Origin of the sequence: Microterricola viridarii (assembly GCF_900104895.1) — a bacterium.
Taxonomy (GTDB): domain Bacteria; phylum Actinomycetota; class Actinomycetes; order Actinomycetales; family Microbacteriaceae; genus Microterricola; species Microterricola viridarii.
In genome coordinates this window covers 2916325-2941124 of sequence record NZ_LT629742.1, presented here as the reverse complement: position 1 = coordinate 2941124, position 24800 = coordinate 2916325, and the positions used below count along the sequence as shown (strand labels likewise).

Genomic DNA, 24800 nt, shown 5'->3' with positions numbered 1-24800 from the left:
GTAGCTCCACCCCTCGAGCCGGCGTGCGGAGTCGCGCTCCTGCTCAGAGGCTGAGCAGCAGCGCGTCGCCCTGGCCGCCACCGCCGCAGAGCGCCACGGCCGCCCGGCCGCCGCCGCGCCGGTGCAGCTCGAGCGCGGCGTGCAGCGCGAGTCGGGCGCCGGAGGCCCCGATCGGGTGCCCGAGCGCGATCGCCCCGCCGTGCACGTTCACGATCTCCGGGTCGATGCCGAGGTCGCGGGTCGACTGCACGCCGACGGCCGCGAACGCCTCGTTGATCTCGACCAGGTCGAGCGAGCCGACCTCCCAGCCCTGCCGTGCCAGCGCGGCGTCGATCGCGTGCGACGGCTGCGAGTGCAGCGAGTTGTCCGGACCGGCCACGTGCCCGGAGGCCTCCACGACCGCCAGCCACCCGTGCCCGTTCGCCTCCGCCCACTCCCGGCTGGCCAGCACCAGCGCGCTCGCGCCGTCGCTGAGCGGCGAGGAGTTGCCGGCCGTGATAGAGCCCTCCGCATCGAACGCGGGGCGCAGGGCGCCGAGCGTCTCGGCGGTGCTGTCCGGGCGCACGCCCTCGTCGGCGAGCACGACCAGGGGCTCGCCCCGCCGCTGTGGCACCGAGACGGGCACGATCTCGTCGTCGAAGATTCCGGATGCCGCGGCCGCCCCGGCCCGCTGGTGTGAGCGCGCCGCGAACTCGTCCTGCTCCACCCGGCCGATTCCGAGCTCCGTGATCGAGCGCTCCGTGGACAGGCCCATGGAGAGCCCGTCGAACGCGTCGGTCAGCCCGTCGTATGCGGCGTGGTCGAGCATCTCGACGCTGCCGTACGGCCAGCCGCGGCGGGAGCCCGGCAGCAGGTGCGGAGCATTCGTCATCGACTCCTGGCCGCCGGCGACGACGACATCCGCCTCGCCCAAGCGGATCAGACGGGCCGCGTCGACGACGGCGGCGAGCCCGGAGAGGCACACCTTGTTCAGCGTGACGGCGTTGACGCCCCACGGGATTCCGGCCTCGATCGCGCTCTGCCTGGCCGGGTTCTGGCCGACGCCGGCCTGCAGCACCTGGCCCATGATCACGGCCTGCACCTGGCCGGCGTCCACCCCGCTGCGGACGAGCGCGCCGGCGATGGCCGTCGCGCCCAGCTGCACGGCGGTCCTGCTGGCCAGCTGGCCGTTGACACGACCCTGCGGGGTGCGGGCTCCGGCCAGGATGACGACCTCGATTGGCTGCATGCGGACTCCTTTGTCACGTCGAGTGCCCGATTCCTTGACACTCATTCAACTTCCATCGTACTTTTCAGTCAGCGTACCGGGGCCGCGCGCCCGAGGAAGGATGGTGCCCGATGGCGATCGACAAAGTCGTGGAGTCGGCCGCCGCGGCCGTCGCCGACATCCCGGATGCCGCGTCGATCGCGGTCGGCGGCTTCGGCCTGTGCGGCAACCCGATGGTGTTGATCACCGCGTTGCTGGAGGCCGGCGCCCGCGACCTCTCCGTCGTCAGCAACAACTGCGGCGTCGACGACTGGGGCCTCGGGCTGCTGCTCGCGGCCGGCCGCATCCGCAAGATGACGTCCTCGTACGTCGGCGAGAACAAGGAGTTCGAGCGGCGCTACCTGAGCGGAGAGCTCGAGCTGGAGCTCACCCCGCAGGGCTCGCTGGCCGAGAAGCTCCGGGCCGGCGGCAGCGGCATCGCCGCGTTCTTCACCCAGACCGGCGTCGGAACTCAGGTGGCCGACGGCGGCCTGCCGCAGCGCTACCGCCCGGACGGCACCGTCGCGCAGGCGTCCCCGGCCAAGCAGACACAGCAGTTCGAGGTGAACGGCCGGCTGAGGGACTTCGTGCTTGAGCCCGCCATCAGCACCGACTTCGCCCTGGTGCATGCCCTCCGCGGCGACCGCTACGGCAACCTCGTCTTCAACAAGTCGGCACGCAACTTCTCGCCGCTGGCCGCGATGGCCGGGCGGGTGTGCATCGCCGAGGTGGAGGAACTGGTCGAACCGGGTCAGATCGACCCGGATGCCGTGCACCTGCCCGGCGTCTACGTGCACCGCGTCGTGGAGGTTGGCGGCGACATCGAGAAGCGCATCGAACGGCGCACGGTGCGCCCCGCGCAGGAGGCGAGCTGAGATGGCCCTCACCCGGGAGCAGATGGCCGCCCGTGCCGCGGCGGAGCTCGCCGACGGCTCCTACGTCAACCTCGGCATCGGGCTGCCGACACTGGTGCCGAACTACGTGCCGGCCGGCGTCACGCTCGTGTTGCAGAGCGAGAACGGCATCCTCGGCGTCGGGCCGTACCCGGCCGAGGCCGACGTCGACCCCGACCTGATCAACGCGGGCAAGGAGACGGTCACTGTGCTGCCGGGCGCCGCGTTCTTCGACTCGGCGCTGAGTTTCGGCATGATCCGCGGCGGCAAAGTGCAGGCCGCCATCCTCGGGGCCATGCAGGTGTCGGCATCCGGCGACCTCGCCAACTGGATGATCCCCGGCAAGATGGTGAAGGGCCCGGGCGGCGCAATGGACCTCGTGCACGGCGCCGAACGGGTGATCGTGCTGATGGAGCATCTCGCCCGCGACGGCAGCGCGAAGATCGTGAACGAGTGCTCGCTGCCGCTCACCGGCAGGGGCGTCGTCAATCGCATCATCACCGACCTCGCCGTCATCGACGTCACCGCGGACGGTCTCGTGCTTGTGGAGACGGCCCCCGGCGTCAGCATCGACGAGGTCGTGGCGGCAACGGAGCCGCCACTCGAGCTGCGCCTGGACACCCGCTGAGGACTGGCTCAGTACTCCCACGGAAGCCCCCAGAGGGTGGCGAACGGGTAGGCGAGTGTCAGCGCGCAAAATTCCTCTTGCTTTTGCCCACGGATCTGCGATTGTGTATGCAGCGCCTGAGCTGCCGGTGGCGTGGAGGAGAGGGGACTCACCATGCGCCGACGCTCGAACCCAACCGCCCTGGTCCTTGCCTGCTGTGTTTTCGGCATGGCGTTCACCGGGTGCGCCACCCCGGTTGGCTCCACTCCACCCGCCGGAGGCACGCCTGCCCTCACGACGGAGACGGCGGCGCCCGACGCCGTGCCCGCTGCCGACCCCGTCGAAGAGGTCTCCACCCTCGTCGTTCGGCCAGACGGAATCGAACTGAACGACACAAGCGGGGCCACCGTGCTTGCGGTGTCGTATGAGGATCCAGCGGAGACGATGATCGCCGCGTTGACCGTCGCCATCGGCGCTGCGCCGGAGGTCCGCGAAGACGGCGGAGGCCTGGAGTCACCGCCGAGCGTGCGATACGAGTGGCCGGGACTCACCGTGCTCGACCCCGAGCCGGTTGACGGGCTGTTCCCGGGCCTCACGAACCTGCAAGTCAGCGTGAGCGCGCCGAGCATCGGCGAGATTGCGTCCGTCGAGACGGTTCAGGGTTATCAGGTGGGCACGGAGACGGCGCCGATACTTGCCGAGCACGGGTGGACTGTGCAGGAGTTCGGGGCGTTCCACTTTCCCGCAGAGTTCGGCACCGAGCTCGGCGCGGCGAGTGGTGACAACCCGGACCACCCCAACGCCTGGGCCGTCTCGATGAGCGCCGAGCCGTCGGCCACGGCCATCACGCAGATCTTTGCCCCGACGAACTTCGGCGTCCCAGGCCACTGAACCGCCGAGGCGATCGTCTCCCGGAGACAGCCCTCGTGCAGAGCATCGTGACACCTCGGCTCTCCGCGCCGGCTGCGTCTGGCCCCGCCGGTTCGCCTCTCACTCAGTCTCGACGCGTAAGCTGACCGGGTGGCTGCAATTAATTTGGGAATGCCCAAGGTCCCCGAGGTCCTCGCCCCTAGGCGCAAGTCCCGTCAGATCAAGGTAGGCAAGGTCCTCGTCGGTGGCGACGCTCAGGTGAGCGTCCAGTCCATGACGACGACACCGACGACGAACATCAACGCGACCCTGCAACAGATCGCCGAGCTGACGGCATCCGGATGCGACATCGTGCGCGTCGCGGTGCCGAGCCGTGATGACGCGGAGGCGCTGCCGATCATCGCCAAGAAGAGCCAGATCCCGGTCATCGCCGACATCCACTTCCAGCCGAACTACGTCTACGCCGCGATCGACGCCGGCTGTGCCGCCGTGCGCGTGAACCCGGGCAACATCCGCAAGTTCGACGACCAGGTCGGCAAGATCGCCGCCGCCGCGAAGGCCGCGGGCGTCTCGCTGCGCATCGGCGTCAACGCCGGCTCGCTGGAGCCCAGCCTGCTGCAGAAGTACGGCAAGCCCACCGCGGAGGCGCTCGTGGAGAGCGCCGTCTGGGAGGCGAGCCTGTTCGAGGAGCACGACTTCCACGACTTCAAGATCTCGGTCAAGCACAACGACCCGATCGTCATGGTCAAGGCCTACCGCCAGCTGGCCGAGCGCGGCGACTGGCCGCTGCACCTCGGCGTCACCGAGGCCGGCCCCGCCTTCCAGGGCACCATCAAGAGCGCGACTGCCTTCGGCATCCTGCTCTCCGAGGGCATCGGCGACACCATCCGCGTCTCGCTGTCGGCCCCGCCGGTGGAGGAGATCAAGGTCGGCTTGCAGATCCTGCAGTCGCTGAACCTGCGCGAGCGCAAGCTCGAGATCGTCTCCTGCCCGAGCTGCGGCCGCGCCCAGGTCGACGTCTACAAGCTCGCCAACGACGTCACCGACGGCCTGGAGGGCATGACCGTGCCGCTCCGCGTCGCCGTGATGGGCTGCGTCGTGAACGGCCCGGGCGAGGCCCGCGAGGCCGACCTCGGCGTCGCATCCGGCAACGGCAAGGGACAGATCTTCGTCAAGGGCCAGGTCATCAAGACCGTGCCGGAGGCCGACATCGTCGCCACCCTGATCGAAGAGGCCAACCGCATCGCGGCCGAGATGCCGGCCGACGACACCTCGGTCGGCACCCCGACCGTCACCGTCGGCGCCAACTAGGCCAACTGCCGGCGGGGCCGTGTCGCGTTGGCTCCCGGGCTTCGGGCGCTGCGCTGCTCCTTCGTCGCGGCGCGGCGCCCTCAGCCGACGTGGGGAGAGGCGCCGCCCTCGCGCCGGCGTGCATGTCCACGTTGGCTCGAGGGAGCGCCAGCGACCGAAGCCAACACCGCGCACAGGGTGGCCGGGGCCCGCGCGCCCACTACGCTGGCGCCATGACAGAGAACGAGCCAGAGCCCGGCACGCCGCGCTGGCTCGCCGCGCTCAAGCGCCGCTTCGCGGGCCCGATCCGCTGGGGCACAGCCGTCGTCGAGTTCGTGCTGGCGCTCAAGCCGGTGCGGGTGTTCAACCGCTACACCGGGCACCACGCCCCGCTGCTGGCCGCCGGCATGTCGTACCAGGCGCTGTTCGCCGTCTTCGCCGGCGTCTACGTCGGGTTCACCCTGGCCGGGCTCTGGCTGGCGGCCAACCCGGCCGTGTGGGCCGCGCTGATCGACCTGATCAACGGCTTCATCCCCGGCCTGCTGCAGGCCCCTGGCAGCGACGAGGAGGCCCTCGTCGACCCGGACTCCCTCATCCAGCCCCTCAGCCTGGGCATCTCGGGCATCATCGCCCTGGTCGGGCTCGTCGTCACATCGATCGGCTGGATCGGCGCGACCCGCACCGCCGTGCGCGGCATCTTCCGGCTGCCGAACGACACCACCTTCTTCCTGCTGTTGACGCTGCGCGACCTCGGGATGGCGCTCGCGCTCGGCCTCGCCCTCGTCGCCGCTGCGGTGCTCAGTGTGCTCAGCACCTCCGCACTCGGCCTGCTCGCGGGGGCGCTGGGGGCGTCCACGAGCGGGGCCGGGTTCGTGCTGCTCAGCCAGGCCGTCGCCACGCTGCTGGTCTTCGTCATCGACACCCTCACCCTCGTCGCCCTGTTCCTGGTGATCTCCGGCATCCAGGTGCCCGGCGGCATCCTCTGGCGCGGAGCCCTGCTCGGCGGCGCGGCGATGACGGTGCTGCAGCTGCTCGGCGGCTCACTACTCGGCGGGGTGGCCGCCAACCCCCTGCTGGCGTCGTTCACGGCCCTGATCGGGGTGTTGATCTGGTTCAACCTGATGAACCAGCTGCTGCTGATGATCGCCGCGTGGGTCGCGACCGGCGTCGACGACAGGCGCTCAGAAATCACTGATACCGTAGCAATGCGCTCAACGGCCGAGCGTCGGGTGCTCCGCGCGACACAGCGCGTTCTGCAGGCCCAGCAGGAGCTAGCCTCCGCGATGACCGTCGCGGCCGCTCTCACCCCTGAACACCCCAGCACCCCTCGTGCTGGTCAGTCCGGCGATCCCGGACGATCGGTGTAACGCGATTCCCGCCCGAGATACGCGCAATCTTCGTGCCTCCTACGAAAGTGACTCTTCGATGACAACGACCCTCGACCCGAAAATCCAGCCGATCTTCGACCAGGTACTTCGCCGCAACGCGGGTGAGCCGGAGTTCCACCAGGCGGCGCGCGAGGTGTTCGAGTCGTTGGGTCGCGTGATCGAGCGTCACCCGCACTACGCGGAGGGTTCCGTGCTGGAGCGCATCTGCGAGCCGGAGCGCCAGATCATCTTCCGCGTGCCGTGGACCGACGACTCCGGCCGCGTGCACATCAACCGCGGCTTCCGGGTCGAGTTCAACTCGGCCCTCGGCCCGTACAAGGGTGGGCTCCGCTTCCACCCGACGGTCACCCTCGGCACCGTCAAGTTCCTCGGCTTCGAGCAGATCTTCAAGAACGCCCTGACCGGCATGCCCATCGGCGGCGGCAAGGGCGGCAGCGACTTCGACCCCAAGGGTCGCTCGGATGCCGAGATCATGCGTTTCTGCCAGAGCTTCATGACCGAGCTGTACCGCCACATCGGCGAGTACACCGACGTGCCCGCCGGTGACATCGGCGTCGGCGGCCGGGAGATCGGCTACCTGTTCGGCCAGTACAAGCGCATCACCAACCGCTACGAGTCCGGCGTGCTCACCGGCAAGGGCATCGGCTGGGGCGGATCGCTCGTGCGCACCGAGGCCACCGGCTACGGCACCGTCTTCTTCGCCGAGCAGATGCTCGCCACCCGCGGCAAGAACTTCGACGGCGCCCGCGTGCTCGTCTCCGGTTCCGGCAACGTGGCCCTCTACGCCATCGAGAAGGTGCACCAGCTCGGCGGCGTCGTCGTGGCCTGCTCCGACTCCGCCGGCGTCGTCTACGACCGCGACGGCCTCGACCTCGAGCTCCTGCGCGAGGTGAAGGAGGTCAAGCGCGGCCGCCTGAGCGACTACGCGGAACTGCGCGGCTCGGCATCCGAGTACCGCCCGCAGGGCAACATCTGGTCGATCGCCAGCGAGGTCTCCATCGACGTCGCCCTGCCGTGCGCCACCCAGAACGAGCTGGACGACGCTTCGGCCGCCATGCTCGTCGCCGGCGGCGTGAGCGCCGTCGCCGAGGGCGCCAACATGCCCTGCACCCCGGCGGCCGTGCGCGTGTTCTCCGAGGCCGGCGTGCTCTTCGCACCCGGCAAGGCGGCCAACGCCGGCGGTGTCGCCACCTCCGCGCTGGAGATGCAGCAGAATGCCAGCCGCGACTCCTGGAGCTTCGAGCACACCGAGCAGCGCCTCGCGGTGATCATGAAGGGCATCCACGAGCGTTGCGCCCGCACCGCGGAGGAGTACGGCGAGCCCGGCAACTACGTGCTCGGCGCCAACATCTCCGGCTTCACCCGCGTCGCCGACGCGATGCTCGCCCTCGGCGTCGTCTAGTCAGCACCGCAGTAAGCTCTCGAAGGCCGAGCCCGCGCACAGCGCCGGGCTCGGCCTTCGTCGTGCGCGGGGGAAAAGCGCGCGGGGCGAATCTCAGACGATTTAGGCCGTCCGGACACTACTGAGCATGAGCACACAAACAGGGGAGGGCTGATGAGCGAACGTCTGTGGTTGGAGGCCGGCGACGCCGCGTCCTTTGGTCAGCTATACGACACGCATGTGACCTCGGTCTATCGGTACGCGTTGCGCATGCTGGGGAAGGTCGCCGATGCCGAGGACATCACCCAGGAGGTCTTCGTCCTCGTCTGGGTCAAACGGTCGAAGATTCGGATTGTCGACGAGTCGCTGCTGCCCTGGCTCCTGGTCACGACACGCAACCTCAGCCTGAACCGGATCAAGCTGCGGGGACGGGAGACGCGGAACGCCTCGCTGGACTCAGCAGAGGTCTTCGCGCTGCACCCGCAGCGCGGCGCGGAGGAGGAAGCGCTCGCCCGGATGCTGGGCGCCGCCATCGCCGAGGCGATCGATGAGCTTTCCGAGGCGGACCAGACGCTCTACCACCTGTGCATCTCCGAAGGGCTGAGCTACCAGAAGGCAGCCGACGCCATGGGCGTTAGCCATGGCGTGGTGCGCAACCGGCTCTCGGCCGTCCGGCGCACGCTCCGACTCAGACTCCTCACCCAGCACGAAGGGCTCTCATGAACACCCAGCTTGGTCCGACGCCGGAACAGATCGCGTCGATGCGCACCGCCGTCATGCACCGAGTGGCGCCTATGGAACCGCTCACCCCGCAGCCGCAGAGGCCGCGCCGTGTACGCCGCTTCGGCCTCGTCGCCGTCGGGGTCGGCGCGCTCACCACCGCCCTTATCGTGGCGAGTATCGTCATGCCCAACGATCGCACCCGCGGCGCGAGCGCTCAGGCAGTCGAGTTCCTCGACCACGCCGCGATCGAGACCGTCAAGACCTCAGACCCGGTGGTGGGTCCCGGTCAGTTCCTCCGCATTGCCACGGTCAGGGCCTCCGGCGTGACCGACGGAACGCGGGAAGCCCCAATGTGGCAGCACATGGCCACCGACACCTTGTACATTCCGAGCGACCGTTCGGACACCTGGGTGTGGGAGCGCCGGGTTCTCCCCGCGACGGTGTTCTTCAGCGCGGCGGGGCAGGCGGCGGCCGAACTGGGCAACGCAACCGTCGACGACGACCCAGATCTCAACGGTGTGCTCCGAGCCCGCGCAGGCGCCTTCTACGGTGGGCCCGCGCGAGGCGAGGGAGACTTCGACGGCTACTCCCGCGACCCGGCAACGCTGCGCGATCAGTTCTACGCCGCGTATGTCGGCGGGTCGTCGTCGATCGATGAGGACGTGTGGGTGCGCATCACCGACCTCCTGCGCACGGGCGAGGTGCCCGCCGATCTCCGCGCCGCGCTCTACCGAACGGCCGCGCTGGTGCCCGGAGTCTCGATTGTCGAGCAGATGGCGACTCTCGACGGCCGCACGGGCGTCGCACTCGGGCACACCGAGCCCGCTCGCGCGTCGCTGATGCGCGATGAGATCATCATCGACCCGCAGACGGGCCAGCTCATCGGCACCCGTGGGGTCTGGCTCACCGACGAGGGCGGGCTAGCCGCCGGAACGACGTACAGCTGGTCAACCGTGCAGACGAGCGTCGTCAACGCCGCACCCTAGAAGCGCGTACCGGAACGCCGCCGCCGCTTGGCCAGTCAGCGGATGCGCCGGCGCTTTCGGGCCGCAACGCCCCGGTTTGCCGGCGTGTTGTGGCCCGCATCCGCCGACCGGCTGCGGGAACGCGGCTCGCATCCGCTGACCGGCAGCGGGAGCAGCGGCGCGCCGGGAGCGGAGGCCGGCATCCGTTAGCCTGAGCGAGTGACCTCACCGACTCCGGCTGCCGCCGGCACCACGCTCGCCGACGGGCCGCAGCGACTGCTGCCGTCGGCCGCGCAGCCCCCGACATCCGCCGCCGCGGCGTCCATGTTGCCTGTCCAGTTCGCGCCTCGACCGGGGCGCACCGGGGCACTCGGCTTCCGGCTCGGCGTGATTGGCATCGCGATCGGCGCGGCGCTGCTGCTCGTCGTGATCGCCTCCTTCGTCCGCTCCTTCGGTCCCGGCGCCGTGCTGCTCTGCACCGTCGTGGCGGTCGTGCCGCTCATCGGGGTGCTGTTCGCCGTGCGCTGGATCGACCGGTGGGAGCCGGAGCCGCGCTGGGTGCTCGGCTTTGCCCTGTTCTGGGGCGCCGGCGTGGCCGTCGGCATCTCTCTGCTGGTCAACCGCGGCCTGCAGCAGCTGCTCGTCTCTGGCGGCAACGCCGGGCAGGCCGAGGCGCTCTCGATCGCGATCCAGGCACCGATCGTGGAGGAGATCGCGAAGGGGCTCGGGGTGCTGCTGCTCGTTTGGATCGCCAAGAGGAGCCTGGACGGCCCGGTCGACGGCCTCGTCTACGCGGCGGTCGGCGCCGCCGGCTTCGCCTTCACCGAGAACATCCTCTACTTCGGTGAGGCCCTCATCGAGGGCGGCGCGGACCAGCTCGGCTCCACTTTCCTGCTGCGCGGACTCTTCTCGCCGTTCGCACACGTCATGTTCACCGCCTGCACCGGCATCGCGCTGGGGTTCGGCGCCACGCGCACCCGCGGCGCCGGCATCCTCGGTTACTTCGCGTTCGGCCTGGCCGCGGCGATCGCCCTGCACGCACTGTGGAACGGCGCCCTCCTCGTGGTGACGGACTTCTACGGCTACTACTTCCTGGTGCAGGTGCCGCTCTTCCTCTTCGCCATCGGCATCGTGCTCTGGCTGCGCCGCGCCGAGCAGCGCGCCACCGTGGAGAGCCTGCAGGAGTACGCCGCGGCCGGCTGGTTCGCCGACGGCGAGGTCGTCATGTTGGCCACGGCATCCGGTCGGCGGGCGGCAGCCCGCTGGGCCCGCACCCTGCCCGGCGACAAACGGGTCGAGATGCGGCGGTTCATCCGGCACGCCACTCGGCTCGCGTTCGTGCGCCAGCGGCTGCGGGAGGGGCGTGCCTCGGCCGACACGGCGGAGGCGGAGCGCGCCCTGCTGGAGGCCGTCACCCTTGACCGCGCCGTGTTGCTGGCCCCGCCGACGCGCTAAACGGCCGGGCGACGTGCCGTGCAGCACTGCCCGTTAAACAACCCATCGCCCGGTGGTGCGGCAGTGCCTGCGACTCGACCGGGCGATAAGTTGATCAGTTCTCATCTTCCCCCGCCCCCGCGTGGAACGCAAGCATTACCGTCAAAGTCTCAGGCGGCATGCGGCGGGCGTCGCGTCGGCGTGCAAAACGACGCCGAATCGGCTTGGATAGTCGCATGACTGATATGAACGCAAAGCCCGAAATCGAATTCCCGGAGGGCCCGGCGCCCGAGGCCCTCGTCATCGAGGACATCGTCGTCGGCGACGGTGCAGAGGCCACCCCCGGTGCCACCGTCGACGTGCACTACCTCGGCGTCGAGTACGAGTCCGGCGACGAGTTCGACTCCTCCTGGGGCCGCGGCCAGTCGATCAACTTCCCGCTGAACCGCCTCATCGCGGGCTGGCAGGAAGGCATCCCCGGCATGAAGGTCGGCGGCCGCCGCAAGCTCGTCGTGCCCCCGCACCAGGCCTACGGCCCGGCCGGCGGAGGCCACCACCTCTCCGGCAAGACCCTGATCTTCGTGATCGACCTGCTCGGCGTCAGCTAAACGGCACCGCCCGCACTGCACAGGCCCCGCGCCCACCTCGTGTGTGCGCGGGGCCTGTCTGTGTGCGCGGGCGCGGATGCCGCTGCATCCGTCAGGGCAGGACCGACGTCGTCCAGGAGCTGGCCAGCCCCAGCGCCGCGATGGCCAGCAGCGGCAGCACGAACAGCGCGACGACGGCAACGATCGCCGCGACCGGGAGTCGCGGGGCGAGGCGCCGCCCCCCGGGGCCGACTACGTCGTCGGCGCTCCCCGCCGCGGGGGAGGAGGGCGGCGCGGGCAGTGCCGCGCCGCGCGCGTCGCGGTAGCGCTCGGTCTGCGACACGGCCTTGCGTCCCACGGTGTCTGCGATGGCGAACAGCCGCGCCCAGTCGGCCGGGTCCAGCGTGTTCCACGGGGTGGGCGAGTAGACGAACATCCAGTCGTCGACGATCTCGACGTCGAAGGCGCTGCTGTGGTCGATCAGCAGTGCCATCAGGTCCGGCGTGAAGATGTACAGCGCGTCGGCCTCGTAGCCGCGCGGGCAGTAGAGCGTGAAGTGTTCGTTGAAGTCGCCCTCGAGCCGAAGCACCTGCCCCCGGGCGAAGGACCCGAGGTTCGAGGCGCCGAAGAGCGCGTTGTTGGCCCGCGCGTCGACGACGCAGTGCGGGATCCGCCGGTCCAGCCGGAGCGCCAGGAACCCCCACCGGTGCACGGTGCGGTCATCGCCCGAACCGGTCGTGTACGTGTAGTTGCCGATGTCGAGTGCCCGCCCGCTGCTGGCCCGCGCCCCGGCGTAGGCGGCGCGCGCAGAGCCGCGGTCGAAGAGGAGGCCGGGGTAGCCGGGGTCCGCGATCTGCGGGTACCACTCCATGCCGTTGGCCCGCGCGAAGTGGAAGAGCCGGTACCGCTGCTCCCAGCCGCCGAACGGCGCCGCGCGCCGCACGAGGAACACCGCCAGCAGCATGCCCGCCCCGAGCAGCAGCAACACCGGCACGGCGACGAACAGAACGGCCCAGCCGAGGGCCGCGGCCGCCACCAGCATGATCGACACAGCCGTCGTCACGACGGCGACGGCGATGACCCCGGCGAGCACGGTGAAGATCACGACGGCAGCCTGCGAGGCGTCGGATGCGCGCAGCCAGGGCTGCCGTGTCGAACGGGCCCAACTCCGAAAGGCGGTGACGGCGCCCGGGGCCACCGGCTCGGTGAGCGGGCGGTAGTCGATCGACGCGGGGTTCATGCCGGTCAGTAAAGCACGGCGGCGCGCCGGCTGGGCGCCGCGGCGCACGTGTCGGATGCCGCGGCATCCGTCTCACGGCGCGGCATCCGTCGTCTAGCGTTAAGGGGTGACTTTCGAACCCGCTGCCCACGCCACCCCCTCCGCCTCCGACGAGCTCAAGCGCCTGCTCACCGAGATCCCGGACTTCCCGAAGCCGGGGATCCTGTTCCGCGATGTGGCACCGGTGTTCGCCGATGGGCCCGCGTTCAAGGTCATCGTCGACGAGCTGGTGGCGCGCTTCGCCGGCCGCTTCGACGCCGTCGCCGGAGTCGAGGCGCGCGGCTTCGTGCTCGCCGCGGCCGCCGCCTACGCCACCGGGACCGGACTGCTCGTCGTGCGCAAGGCGGGCAAGCTGCCCGGCGAGGTGATCGCCGAGAGCTACGATCTCGAGTACGGCACGGCGACACTCGAGCTCGAGCCGAACCAGCTGGCGCCCGGCGCCCGCGTGCTGGTGCTCGACGACATCCTCGCCACCGGCGGTACCCTGAGCGCCGCCGCCCGCCTGATCGAGCGGGCCGGCTACGCGGTCGCCGGCATCGGCGTGCTGTTCGAGCTGGCCGAGCTGGACGGCCGCGAGCAGCTCGCCGGCTACGACACCCAGGTTTTGCTCGCCGAATGACGCGGTCGGCGGCTCACTTCGGGCAGGATGACCAGATGACGTCGATGTCGCCGAGCAACACGCACGCGTTCGCCCCCGCGGTGACGAGCCTGTTGAAGCCGCTGCCCGCCTTCGCACCGTTCCTGGTGCTCTCGGCACTGCATCTGGTTTTCCAGTTCCTGCATCTCGGCGCCGCGGCGAACTTCTCGAAGTGGCTGCTGATGCCGGCGCTCGTGTTAGCCGTCATTGCCGCGACGCCGGCCCGGCGCTCCACCGCCACGGCGCTGCTGCTCGCCGCGATCACGCTGTCCTGGCTGGGCGACATCACCCCGCTCTACGCGAACGACTTCTTCTTCGTGCTCGGGCTCAGCTTCTTCCTGCTCGCCCACGTCGCCTACCTGCTGCTGTTCGTGCGCGGCCTCGGCTACGCCCGGCCGCGCGCCTGGGCGCTGGTCTACCTGCTCTGGTGGCTCGCCTTCGTCGCGCTGCTCGGCCCCTCCCTCGGCAGCCTGCTGATTCCCGTCGCGCTGTACGGCCTGGTGCTCGGGGCGATGGCGGCCGCGGCGAGCCGGGGCACCCTGGCTATTGCCTGCGGCGGCGCGCTGTTCCTCGTCTCGGACACCCTGCTCGGCAGCAACAAGTTCCTGGCCACCCTCGACCTCTGGCAGTCCGGCTTCCTGATCATGGTCACCTACCTGGCGGGCCAGGGGCTGATCGCCTGGGGCGTCGTCAGTGTGCAGCGCCGGGCTGCCGCCGGGTCGGCGACGGAGGCACTTCCCGCTGCACGCGGGTGACGAGCTCGCGCCACGGGCCCTCGAGTTGCGGTTCGCTGAGGGTGGCCGTCTGGTCGGCGCAGCGGATCGTGTACACGTAGCGGTCGGGTTCCGGTGCGCGCGCGGTGATCTCGGTCCACGGCAGTTCGGCGATCAGCGCCAACCAGTCGGAGGCGTCCGGCCTGTCATCGAGTCGTAGCTGCCAGGTCAGCCGGATGCCGGCGAAGCCCCCGCTGCGCGAGATCACCACGATCACCGTCCTGCTCCTTCCGTTGCGGTCAGCACGCCGACCTCGATCCAGCCTGCGCGCACCGCCCGCTGTTCGGCCGAGCCCGGCCCGAACAGCCCGGCCGCCGCGTCGAGGGTGGCGCGGGCGAAGCGCTCGAAGCCGGCATCCGGCTCGATGCCGCCGCTCGTGAGCGCCCGGTACCAGATGAGCCCTGCACCGTTCCAGGCCGCGCCGCCGATCGCGAGGGCGGCCAGGGTGAACGCCCGGTTGGGGATGCCGGAGTTCAGGTGCACCCCGCCGTTGTCCTCGAGGGTCGTGATGTAGCCGCGCATGTGGGCCGGCTGTGGGTCGCTGCCGAGCACGTCGTCGTCGTAGGCGGTGCCGGGGTTGTGCATGTCGCGCAGCGCCCTCCCCTGCACAGCCGGCGTGAAGATCTCGGCTCCGATCAACCAACTGGCCTGGCCCGCACCCTGATCGCTGCTGTGCTGTTCGGTGAGCGCGCCGAAGACGTCGGAGATGTGCTCGTTCAGGGCGCCCGATTGCCCCTGGTAGGCCAGCCCAGCGGTGCGCTCTGTGACGCCGTGCGCCAGTTCGTGGCCGATCACGCTGAGCGAGCCGGTGAATCCCCGGAAGACCTCACCGTCGCCGTCCCCGAAGACCATGCGGCTGCCGTTCCAGAACGCGTTGTCGTAGGCGGTGCCGTAGTGCACCGTGGCCTCGAGCGGCATGTTCGCGCCGTCGATCGAATCGCGGCCGTACGCCTGCCAGAACAACGCGTAGCCGCTGCCGAGCCCGTCGTAGGCCTGGTCGGTGCTCTGGTCGGAGCTGGGAGGGTCTCCCTCCGTGCGCACGGTCTCGCCGGGCAGGGTCTCGACCCCGCGCGCGTCGGCGATCAGGCGACGGGGCGCTCCCGGCGTGGGCGGGCCCGGCAGCCCGCGTGCGCGCGCGGCGGAATCGGGTGCAGCGACGTCGGGTGCGGCGGCCGTGCGGCGCGGCGCTGTCTTCGCGCGTGCGGCCCGCAGCGGCCGGTCGTGTTCGAGCGAGGCCCGGGCGGCCCGGGCCGCGGTGGCGAAGCGCCCGGCCTCCGCCCGGGCGACCGCCTCGAGCAGATAGGGCGGGACGATGAGGCACCGATGCTGTTCGTGCCGATGCGGGTCATGTCGATGCGGTTGCTGCGCCATGCGCCGAGCATAGGCCGGGCGTCGGACGGTGGCCAGTGTCGTCGGCGTCCTGTGCCGGCCAACGGGCATGTGGCATGCTGAACGCGTGCAGCCCGCATCCGTCGCCCCGTCGCCTTCGGCCGCCAGCGCCCTGCCCGCGCTGAGCTGGAAGCTGCTGCCTGCCGCCCTGGTCTGCGGCTCGGCGGTGCTGCTGTTCGGCGTGCAGATCCCGCTCGCCGGTTACACCGTGCTGCTGCTCGGGGTCGCGTCCGCCTGGATCGTCGACCGCACCCTGTTCCGTGACCTGCTGCTGATCGCGCTCGGCCTCGTGATCATCAGCACCATCTCGCTCGAGGCCAACATCGACTACCCGAACATGGCGCTGTTCGCGGTGGTGCTCGGCTCGGCCGTCGCGGTGCCCTACCTGGTGCAGCGCTTCGCCTACCGGGAACGCGTCATCCGCTTCCCGTGGCGGGGGAGCGGGCGCTGGACGCGCGCCCAGTGGATCTACCTCGGCGCCGTCGTCGTGATGGCGATCGTGCTGCTGCCGGTCTACTTCATCTCCAGCGGCAGCTACCAGAACTGGCCGGCCGTGCACGAGCCGGATGCCGTCATCCGCCTGTTCATCGGGGTGAACGCCGTCGGCATCTGGGACGAGCTGTTCTTCATCTGCACCGTGTTCACCCTGCTCTGCCGGCACTTCCCGGTGTGGCTGGCGAACGGGCTGCAGGCAGTGGTGTTCGTGTCGTTCCTCTGGGAGCTCGGCTACCAGAGCTGGGGCCCGCTGCTGACGATCCCGTTCGCGCTGGTGCAGGGCGCCATCTTCCGGATGACGCGCTCGCTCAGCTACGTGGTGACGGTGCACCTCCTCTTCGACCTGGTGGTGTTCCTCGTCATCGTCTACGCGCACAACCCGGAGTGGTTCGGCGGCTAGCCCGGCCAGGGCGTTGGTCGCGGTCCCGGCGAGCGCGCTCCGCTCCGGTTTCGGCCGTCGCGGCCCCCGAAAAGTCTCGTGGCACCCGGTATGTCGGGGGCCGCGAGACTTTTCGAGTGCCGCGAGCGCGCGGCGCCCGCGGAGGCCAGGTGCGGCGCCCCTAGGCCGGCCGCACCAGGTCGAAACGGCCCTCCGCGAGCGCCTCGAAGTACGCGCTCGGCCCGCCGCCGCGCATCACCGGGTGGGCGAGCGCCGTCTGGTAGACGCCGTCCTGGAGCAGCGCCTCGTCGATGTGCACGGCGACCACCTCGCCGATGGTGAACACCCCGCGGGAGGCCCGGCCGTCCGCACCGCGCAGCGGCACGATGTCGGCGACCCGGCACTCGAAGCTGACCGGGGAGGCGGCCACCCGGGGCGCCGCGATCTCGACGGATGCCGCCGCCGCCAGCCCCGCCGCGGCGAACTCGTCGACGTCCGCCGTCAGCGAGCTGGCGTTCATCTGCTCGGCCAGCTCCCGGGTGACCAGGTTCCAGGTGAACTCGCCCGTCTCCTCCGCGTTCCGGGCGCTGTGCTTGCGGGAGGTGCTGGAGAAGCCGACCAGCGGCGGCGTGTAGGAGAGCGCGTTGAAGAAGCTGTACGGCGCGAGGTTGCGCACGCCCGCGGTGGAGAGCGTGCCGATCCAGCCGATCGGGCGCGGCGCGACGATGGCGTTGAACGGGTCGTGCGGCAGGCGGTGCCCCTCGGCGGGGCGATAGAAGTGCGTCGGCATGCGCCCAGTCAAGCAGGAGTGCGCTGCGGCAGGAAGGCCGTCCGGCGGCAGGGCGCAGCCGGAGGAGACGCCCGCCGCCTAGACGTTGGTGAAGCTGCGCGTGTCGTCGGGCGCCGGGCCGAGCCGGAAGCGCCGCCCGCTGATCTCGCTCGGAACGATGCGCACCCACACGTGCTTCTCGGTGGGCACGAGCGGTTGGAGCTCCAGCTGCTCGGCGCCGGCGATCTCGGCCTCCGTCTGCAGGATGCGCGCGGTGCCCTTGACGACCACGCTCCAGCCCTCCTCACTGCCGACGCCGTCGATCTCGAAGGCGACGTTCGGGTTGATCGTGAGCTCGAGCAGCTTCGTGCCCTCGGAGGTGCGGATGGTGAGCACATCGTCGTGGGCGATGTAGTTGACGGGGTAGATGTCGAGCACGCCGCCGACGGTCAGCGCCAGCCGGCCCAGGCTCGCGCCGAGCAGCAGCTCCCAGGATTCCGCGGGGGAGAGGGCGATGATCGGGGCTTCATCTCTGGCCATGCCCTCATCCTGACACGCCGATGCCGGAACCGCACCCGTCGGGGCGCAGCGTTCTCGGAACGAGTCGCCCGCCGCCCTTGACGGCATGGGGCGCACCGTCGCTATGCTGTTCCGCACACGGAGCCTTCAGCGCGGCAGGCTCGTCGAACGGGGTTTCACCGAGCGGGTGGGGACAACGATGGCACGATCGCGATCAGAATCCGGCGGGGGCGCGAACGGCGCCGAGCCTGCCACCCGGCGGCCGGCCTGGCTGAGCATGACGATCAAGGTCGCGGCCATCCTCCTCGTCACCGTCGTGATCTATCTCATTCCGCCGCCGGAGGGCGTCGACCCGCGTGGCATGCACATGCTGGGCATCTTCGTCGGCACCATCCTCGGGCTCATCCTGCAACCGCTGCCGACGCCATCCGTCGCCCTGATCGGGCTCGCCTTGGCCATGATCACCGGCACCATGGACCCGGGCACCGAGGCGCTCGTGGGATTCGCGAACTCGACCGTCTGGCTGATCGTCGCCGCCTTCTTCATCGCGGAGGGCTTCCTGCTGACCGGCCTGGGGCGCCGCATCGCACTCTGGTTCATCACCAAACTCGGCCGCTCCGCGCTGGGGCTCAGCTACGGGCTGGCGCTGACCGACCTGGTGCTCGCCCCGGCGACGCCGTCGAACACGGCCCGCAACGGCGGCGTCATCTACCCGATCATCGCCTCGCTCAGCATCGAGCGGGAGTCGACGCCAGACAGTGACGAGTCCCGGCGCAAGCTCGGCTCCTACCTGGCCCTGACCAGCGCCCAGGTGAACGCCATCACCTCGGCCATGTTCATCACCGCGATGGCGGGCAACCCGATCGCCCAGAAGGAGGCCATCGCGCTGGGCATCGACGTCACCTGGGGCAACTGGGCGCTCGCCGCGCTGGTGCCCGGGCTGCTCAGCCTCGTCGCCGTGCCGTGGGTGATGACGAAGGTGTACGGCCCGAGCATCACCAAGACGCCGGAGGCGCCCGCCCAGGCCAGGCGCGAGCTGGCCACGATGGGGCGGATGTCGCGCGGCGAGATCGTGATGAGCGCGACCTTCGTGCTCCTGCTGCTGATGTGGATGCTCGGCAACACGCTCGGCATCAACGCGACGGCGGCCGCCTTCGTCGGCGTCGCGATCCTGCTCGTCACGCGCGTCATCACCTGGAAGGACATGGCCGAGAACGCCTCGGCCTGGAGCACGCTGATCTTCTTCTCGGTGCTCATCGGCATGGCCGACCAGCTCAAGGCGCTCGGCGTGATCGCCTGGGTGGGCGACAGCGTCGCCGGTGCCGTCGGCGGCCTGCCCTGGCTGGTCGCCTTCGCCATCCTCACCCTGGTCTATTTCTACGCGCACTACTTCTTCGCCTCGAACACCGCCCAGATCGTGGCGATGTACGCCGTGTTCCTCGGCGCGGCGATCAGCACCGGCGCCCCGCCGCTGTTCGCCGCCCTCGTCTTCGGCTTCATCGGCAACCTGTTCGGCGCCCTCACCCACTACGCCTCCGGCCCGGCCGCGGTGATCTACGGCTCCGGCTACATCAAGGTGCCGGAGTGGTTCCGGGTCGGCTTCATCATGAGCATCGTCGTCATCACCATCTGGACGGTGTCCTCGAGCCTGTGGATGATGCTGCTCGGCATGTGGTGACGCAGCGCACCGGCGGCGCGGGCTAGTTGTCCTTGCCGCGCAGCACCGCGCGCAGCTTCTCCTTGTTCAGCCCGGCGATGGCGGCGAGTGGGATGCCGGCCGGGCACACCTGCACGCACTCGCCGTAGACGGAGCACGGCCCGAACTCCTCCTCCATGGCGCCGATCATCGCGCCGGCCCGCTTGCCGCGCTCCTCCTGCGTCGTCGGCAGCAGGGAGAGGTGCACGAGCTTGGACCCGGTGAACAGGTTCGCCGAGCCGTTCGGGCAGGCGGCGACACAGGCGCCACAGCCGATGCAGGCGGCGAAGTCGAGCGCCGCCTCGACGGTCTCGTGGCTGGCCTGGTGGCTGTCGGCATCCGGGGCCGTGCCCGCATCAATCGAGACGAAGCCGCCCGCCTCGATCACCCGGTCCAGGGCGGAGCGGTCAACGACCAGGTCTTTCACGACCGGGTAGGCGGCCGAGCGGAACGGCTCCAGGGTGACGGTGCCGCCGTCGGCGAAGCTGCGCAGGTGCTGCCGGCAGGAGGGGGTGTTGGCGACGGGACCGTGTGGCACCCCGTCCACGGTCACCCCGCAGCTGCCGCAGATGCCCTCCCGGCAGTCGGAGTCGAAGGCGACCGGCTCGCCGCCGGCCGCGACGATGGTGTCGTTGAGCTTGTCCAGGGCCTCCAGCAGGGTGAACTCCGCGCCTGCGCCGTCCAACTCGTAGCTCTCGAACCGGCCGCTCTCCTCGCCGGAACGCTGCCGCCAGATCTTCAGTGTGAGTCTCATGATGACTTGTAGTTCCTTGTCTCCGGCATCACCGATTCGAAGTGCAACGGTTCGTGGTGGCGGGTCGGTCTGGCGCCGTGCTGCCAGGCCGAGACGAACGACCAGTGGGCGTCGTCGCGCGCCGCCTCGCCGTCGCTCAACTGGTGCTCCAACCGGAAGTGCGCCCCGCAGGACTCCTCCCGGTCGAGGGCGTCGATGCACATCAGCTCGGCCAGGTCGAGGAAATCGGCGACCCGGCCGGCCCGCTCCAGCTCCTGGTTGAAGCCGTCCGGGCTGCCGGCGACCCGCAGGTCGGTCTGGAACTCGGCCCGCAGCTCCCGGATGAGTCGGATGCCCTCTCTGAGCCCCTCTGCGGTGCGGCTGACCCCGCAGTGCGTGTACAGGATCTCGCCGAGGCGGCGGTGGAAGCGGTCGGGGCCCTGGCTGCCGGATGAGGCGGCGAAGGCGTCCACGACGCCGCGCGCCTCGGCAACCGTGCCCACCACGGCGGGGTCATCGGGGGAGAGCGCTGCCTGCCCGAGCAGCGGGGCCAGGTAGTTCGGCACCGCGTAGGGCAGCGTGAACCAGCCGTCCACGCAGGCGGAGAGCAGCGAGTTCGCGCCCAGCCGGTTGGCCCCGTGGTACGCCCAGCCGGCCTCCCCGCCGACGAACAGGCCGGGGATCGACGCCATCGCGTCGTAGTCGGTCCACAGCCCGCCCATCGAGAAGTGGGCGCCCGGGGCGATCCGCATCGGCACCTCGAGCGGGTTCTCGCCCGTGGCATCCGTGTACATCTCGAACAGGTTGCCGTAGCGCTCCTCGATCACCTTGCGGCCGAGCCGGGCGAGGGAGTCGCGGAAGTCCAGGTAGACGCCGTTTTTCAGCGGGCCGACGCCGCGCCCGGCGTCGATCTCATCGCGGGCGGCGCGGGAGGCGACATCCCGCGGGGTCAGGTTGCCGAAGGCGGGGTAGCGCCGCTCCAGGTAGTAGTCGCGCTCGGCCTCCGGGATGTCGTTGGCCAGCCGGGTGTCGCCGGGGGCGCTCGGCACCCAGATCCGGCCGTCGTTGCGCAGCGACTCGCTCATCAGGATCGTCTTGGACTGCCACTCGGAGCTGAGCGGCAGCGCGGTCGGGTGGAACTGGATGAAGGAGGGGGAGGCGAAGAGCGCGCCGCGCTTGTGCGCGCGGAAAGCGGCCGTCACGTTGGAGTTCTTCGCCAGCGTCGACTTGAAGAACACGTTGCCGTAGCCGCCGGTGGCCAGCACGACGGCGTGCCCGGTCTGCGCCCAGATCTCGCCCGTCGTCAAGTCGCGCACGACGATGCCCTGCGCCCGGCCGTCCGCGACGATGAGGTCGAGCATCTCGCTGCGGGTGTGCAGGGTGACGGTGCCGGCAGCCACCTGGCGGAGCAGCGCCTGGGACGCCGCCACCTGCAGCTGCTGGCCGGTCTGCCCGCGGGTGTAATAGGTGCGGCTGACCTGCACTCCGCCGAAGGAGCGGGTGGCCAGCTGGCCGCCGTACTCCCGGGCGAAGGGAGCGCCGACGGCCTCCATGTGGTCGATGACGCGCACGCTCTCCTCGGCCAGGCGCCAGCAGTCGGCCTCCCGGGCGCGGAAGTCGCCGCCCTTGACGGTGTCCTTGACGAAGCGGGCGAGCGAGTCATTGTCGACCTTGCGCCCGCGGGCCGCGTTGATGCCGCCCTGCGCGGCCACGCTGTGCGCCCGCCGGGGCGCGTCGTGGAAGGTGAACGCGTGCACGTTGTAGCCCAGCTCGCCGAGCGCGGCGGCGCAGGCGGCGCCGGCCAGGCCCGTGCCGACGACGATCACGTCGAACTTGCGGCGGTTCAGCGGCGACACCAGCTTGTAGTGCAGCTTGCGGTCGGCCCACGCCCGGGCCGGGTCGCCGGCCGGCGCGCCGCCGTCGATCACCCCGCCGAGGTCTCGCAGGGCGTCGATATTGATTGCTGCACTGTCGAAGACTGCACTCATTGCACGACCCCCAGCAGAACGGCGAACGGAATGGAGATGTTGCCCAGCATGATGGCGATCGCGAGGATGCCGGCCACCGCGACGGCGATGGCGCGCAGCCGCCTGCCGGTCGCGCCCAGGTCGTGGGCGGCCGTCCACAGGCCGTGCGCGAGGTGCATGCCGAGCAGGATCATGGCGAGGGCGTAGAACAGCGCGACCTCTGGCCGCTGGAAGCTGGCGATGAGGTTCTCGTAGGCGTGGCTGGTCTCCTCCGTGCCGTGCTCGAAAGAGGCGCTCGCCGCGGGCGGTGTGCCGGTGGTCAGGTCGAGCAGGTGGAAGATCACGAAGAGCAGCAGCACCACGCCGGTCACCGGCATCGTGCGGGCCAGGAAGGAGCGCATCGGCAGCCGCTTGCGGCGGAACGGCCCGCGCGCTGCCCGGGCACGCGCCACCAGCATCGCCGCCGCGCCGACGTGGCCGACGAGGCAGACGATCAGCACGATGCGGAGCGCCCAGAGCACACCGGCATAGGGGACGAGCGGCTCGAGCAGCGTGCGCAGCCAGACGGCGTAGGCGTTGAAGTGCTCCGCGCCCTGGTAGACCTTGAGGTTGCCGATCATGTGCACGAGCACGAAGCCGGCGAAGACCAGGCCGGTCACGGCCATGATCACCTTGAGCGTAAAGGTGGAGAGGAACGGCCGTCGTCGTGGGGGAGCAGCCCGGCGGCCGCTGCCCTGCGAACTGCCCTGCGCCCTGCCCTGGGGCGCGCGCTGGCTCGTGTTCTGGCTGGTGTGTGCCGTGCTCGACATCCGTGCCCCCGCTCGCGAACGTGCCTGGACCCCGACTCCGGCGGCGGGGGAGTGACAGCTTCACGATAGTCCGGCACGGTGGCGCAACTGAAGAGTCGCGGCCAAATTGACCGGCTGCCTGGCGTGCGCGGGAGACCGGGACGGAGCGCGGGGCTTACTCTGCTAAACTTTGGAGGTTGCCGTCTGAACGGCCGCGGATAAAGAGAGCCCAGGCATCCGGCCCCGGGCACCGCGCAACAAAGAGAAAAGGGGATTCCTCTATGGCACTCGAAGCTAATGTCAAGAAGGCGATCATCGAAGAGTACGCGACCCACCCCGGTGACACCGGATCCCCCGAGGTTCAGATTGCAATGCTCACGCGTCGCATCAAGGACCTGACGGAGCACCTCAAGGAGCACAAGCACGACCACCACTCGCGTCGTGGCCTGCTCCTCCTGGTCGGCCAGCGTCGTCGTCTGCTCGGATACCTCTCCGACGTCGACATCAACCGTTACCGCTCGCTCATCGAGCGTCTCGGACTGCGCCGCTAGTCGCAGCCGAAACGGGAGATCTTCGCTGATTACGCGAACTTCTTACGAAACGGGCCGTCACCTTCGGGTGGCGGCCCGTTTTGCGTGCCCGGCCCACCCGTTGGTCGAGGCTGCCGACACTCGGCGGGGCAAACTCCCAGCCGGATACCCCTAGGGTATTTATATACCCACCGGGTATCCCCAACAGTTGATCGACAGAAGGTTGTTTCGCGTGTGCAGTGCAGTGAAGTGTAGGAAGTGCGGCAAGACGACGTGGGCCGGATGCGGCCAGCACGTCGACTCGGTGATGCGCGGCGTCGCGCGCGCCGACCGCTGCCAGGGCCACGAGAACGACCCGAAGGAGCCCGGCTTCTTCTCACGCCTCTTCGGCAAGTAGGCCGAGAGCCGCGCGCCAGGGCCCCGTTCGTTTCGAGCGGGGCCTTTCGCGTGCCCGGGCGCGCGGGCTGCGGCGCGCCCGCGCTCGAGCGTCTAGGCTCGGCGCATGCGCTTCGGAATCGTCATCCTGCCCCAATTCGACTGGCCGGAAGCCGCCCGCTACTGGCGCGGCGCAGAGCAGCTCGGCTTCGACCACGCCTGGACCTACGACCACCTGTCCTGGCGGAGCCTCGCGGGGGAGCGCTGGCACGCCACCATCCCCACGCTGACGGCCGCCGCGATGGTGACCGGCCGCATCGGGCTCGGCACCTTCGTCGCCTCGCCGAACTACCGGCACCCGGTGCCGTTCGCCAAGGACGTCGCCACGCTCGACCAGATCTCCGGAGGGCGACTCGTGCTGGGGCTCGGCTCCGGCGGCACCGGCTTCGACTCCGTCGTGCTCGGGCAAGAGCCGCTCACGGCCCGGCAGCGCTTCGACCGCTTCGAGGAGTTCGCCGAGGGGCTCGACGTGCTGCTCCGCGGCGAGGAGGGCGCGAGCGAGCCGGATGCCGCGGGCGGCATCTCCTTCGCCGGCGAGCACTTCGCGGCCGCCGGCGCGCGCATGGTGGGCGCGCCTCCGCAGCACCCGCGCACGCCGTTCCTGATGGCGGCGAACGGGCCGCGCAGCATGCGGCTTGCCACCCGACTCGGGCAGGGCTGGGTCACCACCGGGCCGGACGGCGTCGTCGGGGAGGAATGGTGGCAGGGCGTCGCCGCGCTCGGCGCGCGCCTGGACGCGCAGCTGGCCGCCGACGGCGTCGACCCGGCCGGCTTCGGCCGCAGCCTGTCGCTGGACTCCGGCGGGCAGTTCGCACTCGAGAGCGTCGGCGCGTTCGAGGACAGCGTGGGCCGGGCGAGAGAGCTCGGCTTCACCGACGTCATGGTGCACTGGCCGCGGCCAGAGGGGATCTACGCCGGCTCGGAGTCCGTGCTCGAGGAGGCCGCGAGCCGGCTGGCTGCGCTCCGCTGATCCGGCGTCACCCGTTGGTCGAGTAGCGAGGAACGAGCGTATCGAGACCTCTGCCCT

Annotated in this window: 26 protein-coding genes; 17 read left to right on the top strand and 9 right to left on the bottom strand. The window is 70.4% G+C overall.

Going from position 1 to position 24800, the window contains the following annotated elements; translation table 11 throughout:
- Positions 1 to 43: 43 nt before the first annotated feature.
- A complete protein-coding gene (locus BLT62_RS13500; RefSeq protein ID WP_083364533.1) occupies positions 44 to 1228 on the bottom strand; it encodes an acetyl-CoA C-acetyltransferase in 1185 nt (394 codons plus the stop codon).
- A gap of 110 nt (positions 1229 to 1338) precedes the next feature.
- Between BLT62_RS13500 and BLT62_RS13495 the strand changes: the two genes are divergently transcribed.
- From BLT62_RS13495 to BLT62_RS13450, 10 genes are all read left to right on the top strand, one after another.
- Positions 1339 to 2121 carry a CoA transferase subunit A gene (locus tag BLT62_RS13495; protein ID WP_083364532.1) on the top strand — a complete coding sequence of 261 codons (783 nt, stop codon included), beginning with the start codon at positions 1339 to 1341 and terminating at the stop codon, positions 2119 to 2121.
- Between the two features lies 1 nt (position 2122).
- On the top strand, positions 2123 to 2767 hold the full coding sequence (locus tag BLT62_RS13490; protein WP_172829714.1) for a 3-oxoacid CoA-transferase subunit B: 645 nt from the start codon (positions 2123 to 2125) through the stop codon (positions 2765 to 2767).
- 207 nt (positions 2768 to 2974) lie between these two features.
- Positions 2975 to 3637, top strand: coding sequence for a hypothetical protein (locus tag BLT62_RS13485; protein WP_156786349.1), 663 nt, complete (start codon positions 2975 to 2977; stop codon positions 3635 to 3637).
- A 129-nt stretch (positions 3638 to 3766) separates the two neighbouring features.
- Positions 3767 to 4927, top strand: coding sequence for a flavodoxin-dependent (E)-4-hydroxy-3-methylbut-2-enyl-diphosphate synthase (gene ispG / locus BLT62_RS13480; RefSeq protein WP_172829713.1), 1161 nt, complete (start codon positions 3767 to 3769; stop codon positions 4925 to 4927).
- Positions 4928 to 5139: 212 nt separating this feature from the next.
- The gene (locus BLT62_RS13475; protein WP_172829712.1) at positions 5140 to 6273 is read left to right on the top strand and encodes a YihY/virulence factor BrkB family protein; all 1134 of its coding nucleotides are present in this window, start codon (positions 5140 to 5142) and stop codon (positions 6271 to 6273) included.
- A gap of 58 nt (positions 6274 to 6331) precedes the next feature.
- Entirely contained in the window at positions 6332 to 7696 is a 1365-nt protein-coding gene (gene gdhA, locus BLT62_RS13470) for an NADP-specific glutamate dehydrogenase (RefSeq protein ID WP_083364528.1), read from the top strand.
- Between the two features lie 153 nt (positions 7697 to 7849).
- A complete protein-coding gene (locus tag BLT62_RS13465; protein ID WP_083364527.1) occupies positions 7850 to 8398 on the top strand; it encodes an RNA polymerase sigma factor in 549 nt (182 codons plus the stop codon).
- A complete protein-coding gene (locus tag BLT62_RS13460; protein WP_083364526.1) occupies positions 8395 to 9384 on the top strand; it encodes a CU044_5270 family protein in 990 nt (329 codons plus the stop codon). Before BLT62_RS13465 ends, BLT62_RS13460 begins: the two co-directional genes overlap by 4 nt.
- Before the next feature lie 198 nt (positions 9385 to 9582).
- Positions 9583 to 10818, top strand: coding sequence for a PrsW family intramembrane metalloprotease (locus BLT62_RS13455; protein ID WP_156786348.1), 1236 nt, complete (start codon positions 9583 to 9585; stop codon positions 10816 to 10818).
- Positions 10819 to 11033: 215 nt separating this feature from the next.
- Positions 11034 to 11405 carry an FKBP-type peptidyl-prolyl cis-trans isomerase gene (locus BLT62_RS13450; protein ID WP_197675139.1) on the top strand — a complete coding sequence of 124 codons (372 nt, stop codon included), beginning with the start codon at positions 11034 to 11036 and terminating at the stop codon, positions 11403 to 11405.
- 91 nt (positions 11406 to 11496) lie between these two features.
- Here the strand turns inward: BLT62_RS13450 and BLT62_RS13445 are convergent, their stop codons facing one another.
- A complete protein-coding gene (locus BLT62_RS13445; RefSeq protein ID WP_083364524.1) occupies positions 11497 to 12624 on the bottom strand; it encodes a hypothetical protein in 1128 nt (375 codons plus the stop codon).
- A 106-nt stretch (positions 12625 to 12730) separates the two neighbouring features.
- Between BLT62_RS13445 and BLT62_RS13440 the strand changes: the two genes are divergently transcribed.
- Both BLT62_RS13440 and BLT62_RS13435 read left to right on the top strand, forming a co-directional pair.
- Positions 12731 to 13282 (top strand): adenine phosphoribosyltransferase, encoded by a 552-nt coding sequence (locus BLT62_RS13440; RefSeq protein ID WP_083364523.1) that lies wholly within the window; start codon positions 12731 to 12733, stop codon positions 13280 to 13282.
- Positions 13283 to 13317: 35 nt separating this feature from the next.
- Complete coding sequence (locus BLT62_RS13435; RefSeq protein ID WP_231919177.1) at positions 13318 to 14055, top strand: lysoplasmalogenase; 738 nt, start codon at positions 13318 to 13320, stop codon at positions 14053 to 14055.
- Here the strand turns inward: BLT62_RS13435 and BLT62_RS13430 are convergent.
- Together BLT62_RS13430 and BLT62_RS13425 are read right to left on the bottom strand one after the other, a co-directional pair.
- Entirely contained in the window at positions 13991 to 14290 is a 300-nt protein-coding gene (locus BLT62_RS13430) for a protealysin inhibitor emfourin (protein ID WP_083364521.1), read from the bottom strand. The genes BLT62_RS13435 and BLT62_RS13430 overlap by 65 nt on opposite strands.
- The gene (locus BLT62_RS13425; RefSeq protein WP_083364520.1) at positions 14287 to 15444 is read right to left on the bottom strand and encodes a M4 family metallopeptidase; all 1158 of its coding nucleotides are present in this window, start codon (positions 15442 to 15444) and stop codon (positions 14287 to 14289) included. The genes BLT62_RS13430 and BLT62_RS13425 overlap by 4 nt, the downstream gene beginning before the upstream one ends.
- An 85-nt stretch (positions 15445 to 15529) precedes the next feature.
- Here BLT62_RS13425 and BLT62_RS13420 point away from each other — a divergent pair, with 85 nt between their 5' ends.
- Positions 15530 to 16357 carry a CPBP family intramembrane glutamic endopeptidase gene (locus BLT62_RS13420; RefSeq protein WP_231919175.1) on the top strand — a complete coding sequence of 276 codons (828 nt, stop codon included), beginning with the start codon at positions 15530 to 15532 and terminating at the stop codon, positions 16355 to 16357.
- Positions 16358 to 16517: 160 nt separating this feature from the next.
- Here BLT62_RS13420 and BLT62_RS13415 read toward each other — a convergent pair whose 3' ends face one another.
- A complete protein-coding gene (locus BLT62_RS13415) occupies positions 16518 to 17126 on the bottom strand; it encodes a flavin reductase family protein (RefSeq protein WP_083364518.1) in 609 nt (202 codons plus the stop codon).
- Between the two features lie 78 nt (positions 17127 to 17204).
- On the bottom strand, positions 17205 to 17645 hold the full coding sequence (locus BLT62_RS13410; RefSeq protein WP_083364517.1) for a pyridoxamine 5'-phosphate oxidase family protein: 441 nt from the start codon (positions 17643 to 17645) through the stop codon (positions 17205 to 17207).
- A 178-nt stretch (positions 17646 to 17823) separates the two neighbouring features.
- On the opposite strand from BLT62_RS13410, the gene BLT62_RS13405 reads away from it, so the two are divergent.
- The gene (locus BLT62_RS13405) at positions 17824 to 19302 is read left to right on the top strand and encodes an anion permease (protein WP_083364516.1); all 1479 of its coding nucleotides are present in this window, start codon (positions 17824 to 17826) and stop codon (positions 19300 to 19302) included.
- A 22-nt stretch (positions 19303 to 19324) separates the two neighbouring features.
- Here the strand turns inward: BLT62_RS13405 and BLT62_RS13400 are convergent, their stop codons facing one another.
- The 3 genes from BLT62_RS13400 to BLT62_RS13390 are packed head-to-tail and all read right to left on the bottom strand — an operon-like array spanning position 19325 to position 22829.
- Positions 19325 to 20074 carry a succinate dehydrogenase/fumarate reductase iron-sulfur subunit gene (locus BLT62_RS13400; RefSeq protein WP_083364515.1) on the bottom strand — a complete coding sequence of 250 codons (750 nt, stop codon included), beginning with the start codon at positions 20072 to 20074 and terminating at the stop codon, positions 19325 to 19327.
- Positions 20071 to 22041: a fumarate reductase/succinate dehydrogenase flavoprotein subunit gene (locus BLT62_RS13395; RefSeq protein ID WP_083364514.1), complete on the bottom strand. Its 1971-nt coding sequence runs from the start codon at positions 22039 to 22041 to the stop codon at positions 20071 to 20073. Before BLT62_RS13395 ends, BLT62_RS13400 begins: the two co-directional genes overlap by 4 nt.
- Entirely contained in the window at positions 22038 to 22829 is a 792-nt protein-coding gene (locus tag BLT62_RS13390) for a succinate dehydrogenase cytochrome b subunit (protein ID WP_083364513.1), read from the bottom strand. Before BLT62_RS13390 ends, BLT62_RS13395 begins: the two co-directional genes overlap by 4 nt.
- 260 nt (positions 22830 to 23089) lie before the next feature.
- Between BLT62_RS13390 and rpsO the strand changes: the two genes are divergently transcribed.
- From rpsO to BLT62_RS13380, 3 genes are all read left to right on the top strand, one after another.
- On the top strand, positions 23090 to 23359 hold the full coding sequence (gene rpsO / locus BLT62_RS13385) for a 30S ribosomal protein S15 (RefSeq protein WP_083364512.1): 270 nt from the start codon (positions 23090 to 23092) through the stop codon (positions 23357 to 23359).
- Positions 23360 to 23582: 223 nt separating this feature from the next.
- Positions 23583 to 23735, top strand: coding sequence for a hypothetical protein (locus BLT62_RS17890; protein ID WP_172829581.1), 153 nt, complete (start codon positions 23583 to 23585; stop codon positions 23733 to 23735).
- A gap of 105 nt (positions 23736 to 23840) precedes the next feature.
- Positions 23841 to 24743, top strand: a complete 903-nt coding sequence (locus BLT62_RS13380; protein WP_083364511.1) for an LLM class flavin-dependent oxidoreductase — start codon at positions 23841 to 23843, stop codon at positions 24741 to 24743.
- Positions 24744 to 24800 lie beyond the last annotated feature (57 nt).

Excerpts from the sequence above, each read along its gene's own strand:
- BLT62_RS13495 (WP_083364532.1), top strand. The coding sequence starts at position 1,339 with ATGGCGATCGACAAAGTCGTGGAGTCGGCCGCCGCGGCCGTCGCCGAC.
- BLT62_RS13465 (WP_083364527.1), top strand. The coding sequence starts at position 7,850 with ATGAGCGAACGTCTGTGGTTGGAGGCCGGCGACGCCGCGTCCTTTGGT.
- BLT62_RS13405 (WP_083364516.1), top strand. The coding sequence starts at position 17,824 with ATGGCACGATCGCGATCAGAATCCGGCGGGGGCGCGAACGGCGCCGAG.
- BLT62_RS13380 (WP_083364511.1), top strand. The coding sequence starts at position 23,841 with ATGCGCTTCGGAATCGTCATCCTGCCCCAATTCGACTGGCCGGAAGCC.
- BLT62_RS13425 (WP_083364520.1), bottom strand. The coding sequence starts at position 15,444 with ATGGCGCAGCAACCGCATCGACATGACCCGCATCGGCACGAACAGCAT.
- BLT62_RS13410 (WP_083364517.1), bottom strand. The coding sequence starts at position 17,645 with ATGGCCAGAGATGAAGCCCCGATCATCGCCCTCTCCCCCGCGGAATCC.
- BLT62_RS13390 (WP_083364513.1), bottom strand. The coding sequence starts at position 22,829 with ATGTCGAGCACGGCACACACCAGCCAGAACACGAGCCAGCGCGCGCCC.
- BLT62_RS13400 (WP_083364515.1), bottom strand. The coding sequence starts at position 20,074 with ATGAGACTCACACTGAAGATCTGGCGGCAGCGTTCCGGCGAGGAGAGC.
- gdhA (WP_083364528.1), top strand. The coding sequence starts at position 6,332 with ATGACAACGACCCTCGACCCGAAAATCCAGCCGATCTTCGACCAGGTA.
- BLT62_RS13490 (WP_172829714.1), top strand. The coding sequence starts at position 2,123 with ATGGCCCTCACCCGGGAGCAGATGGCCGCCCGTGCCGCGGCGGAGCTC.
- BLT62_RS13415 (WP_083364518.1), bottom strand. The coding sequence starts at position 17,126 with ATGCCGACGCACTTCTATCGCCCCGCCGAGGGGCACCGCCTGCCGCAC.
- BLT62_RS13445 (WP_083364524.1), bottom strand. The coding sequence starts at position 12,624 with ATGAACCCCGCGTCGATCGACTACCGCCCGCTCACCGAGCCGGTGGCC.
- BLT62_RS13395 (WP_083364514.1), bottom strand. The coding sequence starts at position 22,041 with ATGAGTGCAGTCTTCGACAGTGCAGCAATCAATATCGACGCCCTGCGA.
- BLT62_RS13500 (WP_083364533.1), bottom strand. The coding sequence starts at position 1,228 with ATGCAGCCAATCGAGGTCGTCATCCTGGCCGGAGCCCGCACCCCGCAG.
- BLT62_RS13485 (WP_156786349.1), top strand. The coding sequence starts at position 2,975 with ATGGCGTTCACCGGGTGCGCCACCCCGGTTGGCTCCACTCCACCCGCC.
- rpsO (WP_083364512.1), top strand. The coding sequence starts at position 23,090 with ATGGCACTCGAAGCTAATGTCAAGAAGGCGATCATCGAAGAGTACGCG.
- BLT62_RS13460 (WP_083364526.1), top strand. The coding sequence starts at position 8,395 with ATGAACACCCAGCTTGGTCCGACGCCGGAACAGATCGCGTCGATGCGC.
- BLT62_RS13435 (WP_231919177.1), top strand. The coding sequence starts at position 13,318 with ATGACGTCGATGTCGCCGAGCAACACGCACGCGTTCGCCCCCGCGGTG.
- BLT62_RS13450 (WP_197675139.1), top strand. The coding sequence starts at position 11,034 with ATGACTGATATGAACGCAAAGCCCGAAATCGAATTCCCGGAGGGCCCG.
- BLT62_RS13475 (WP_172829712.1), top strand. The coding sequence starts at position 5,140 with ATGACAGAGAACGAGCCAGAGCCCGGCACGCCGCGCTGGCTCGCCGCG.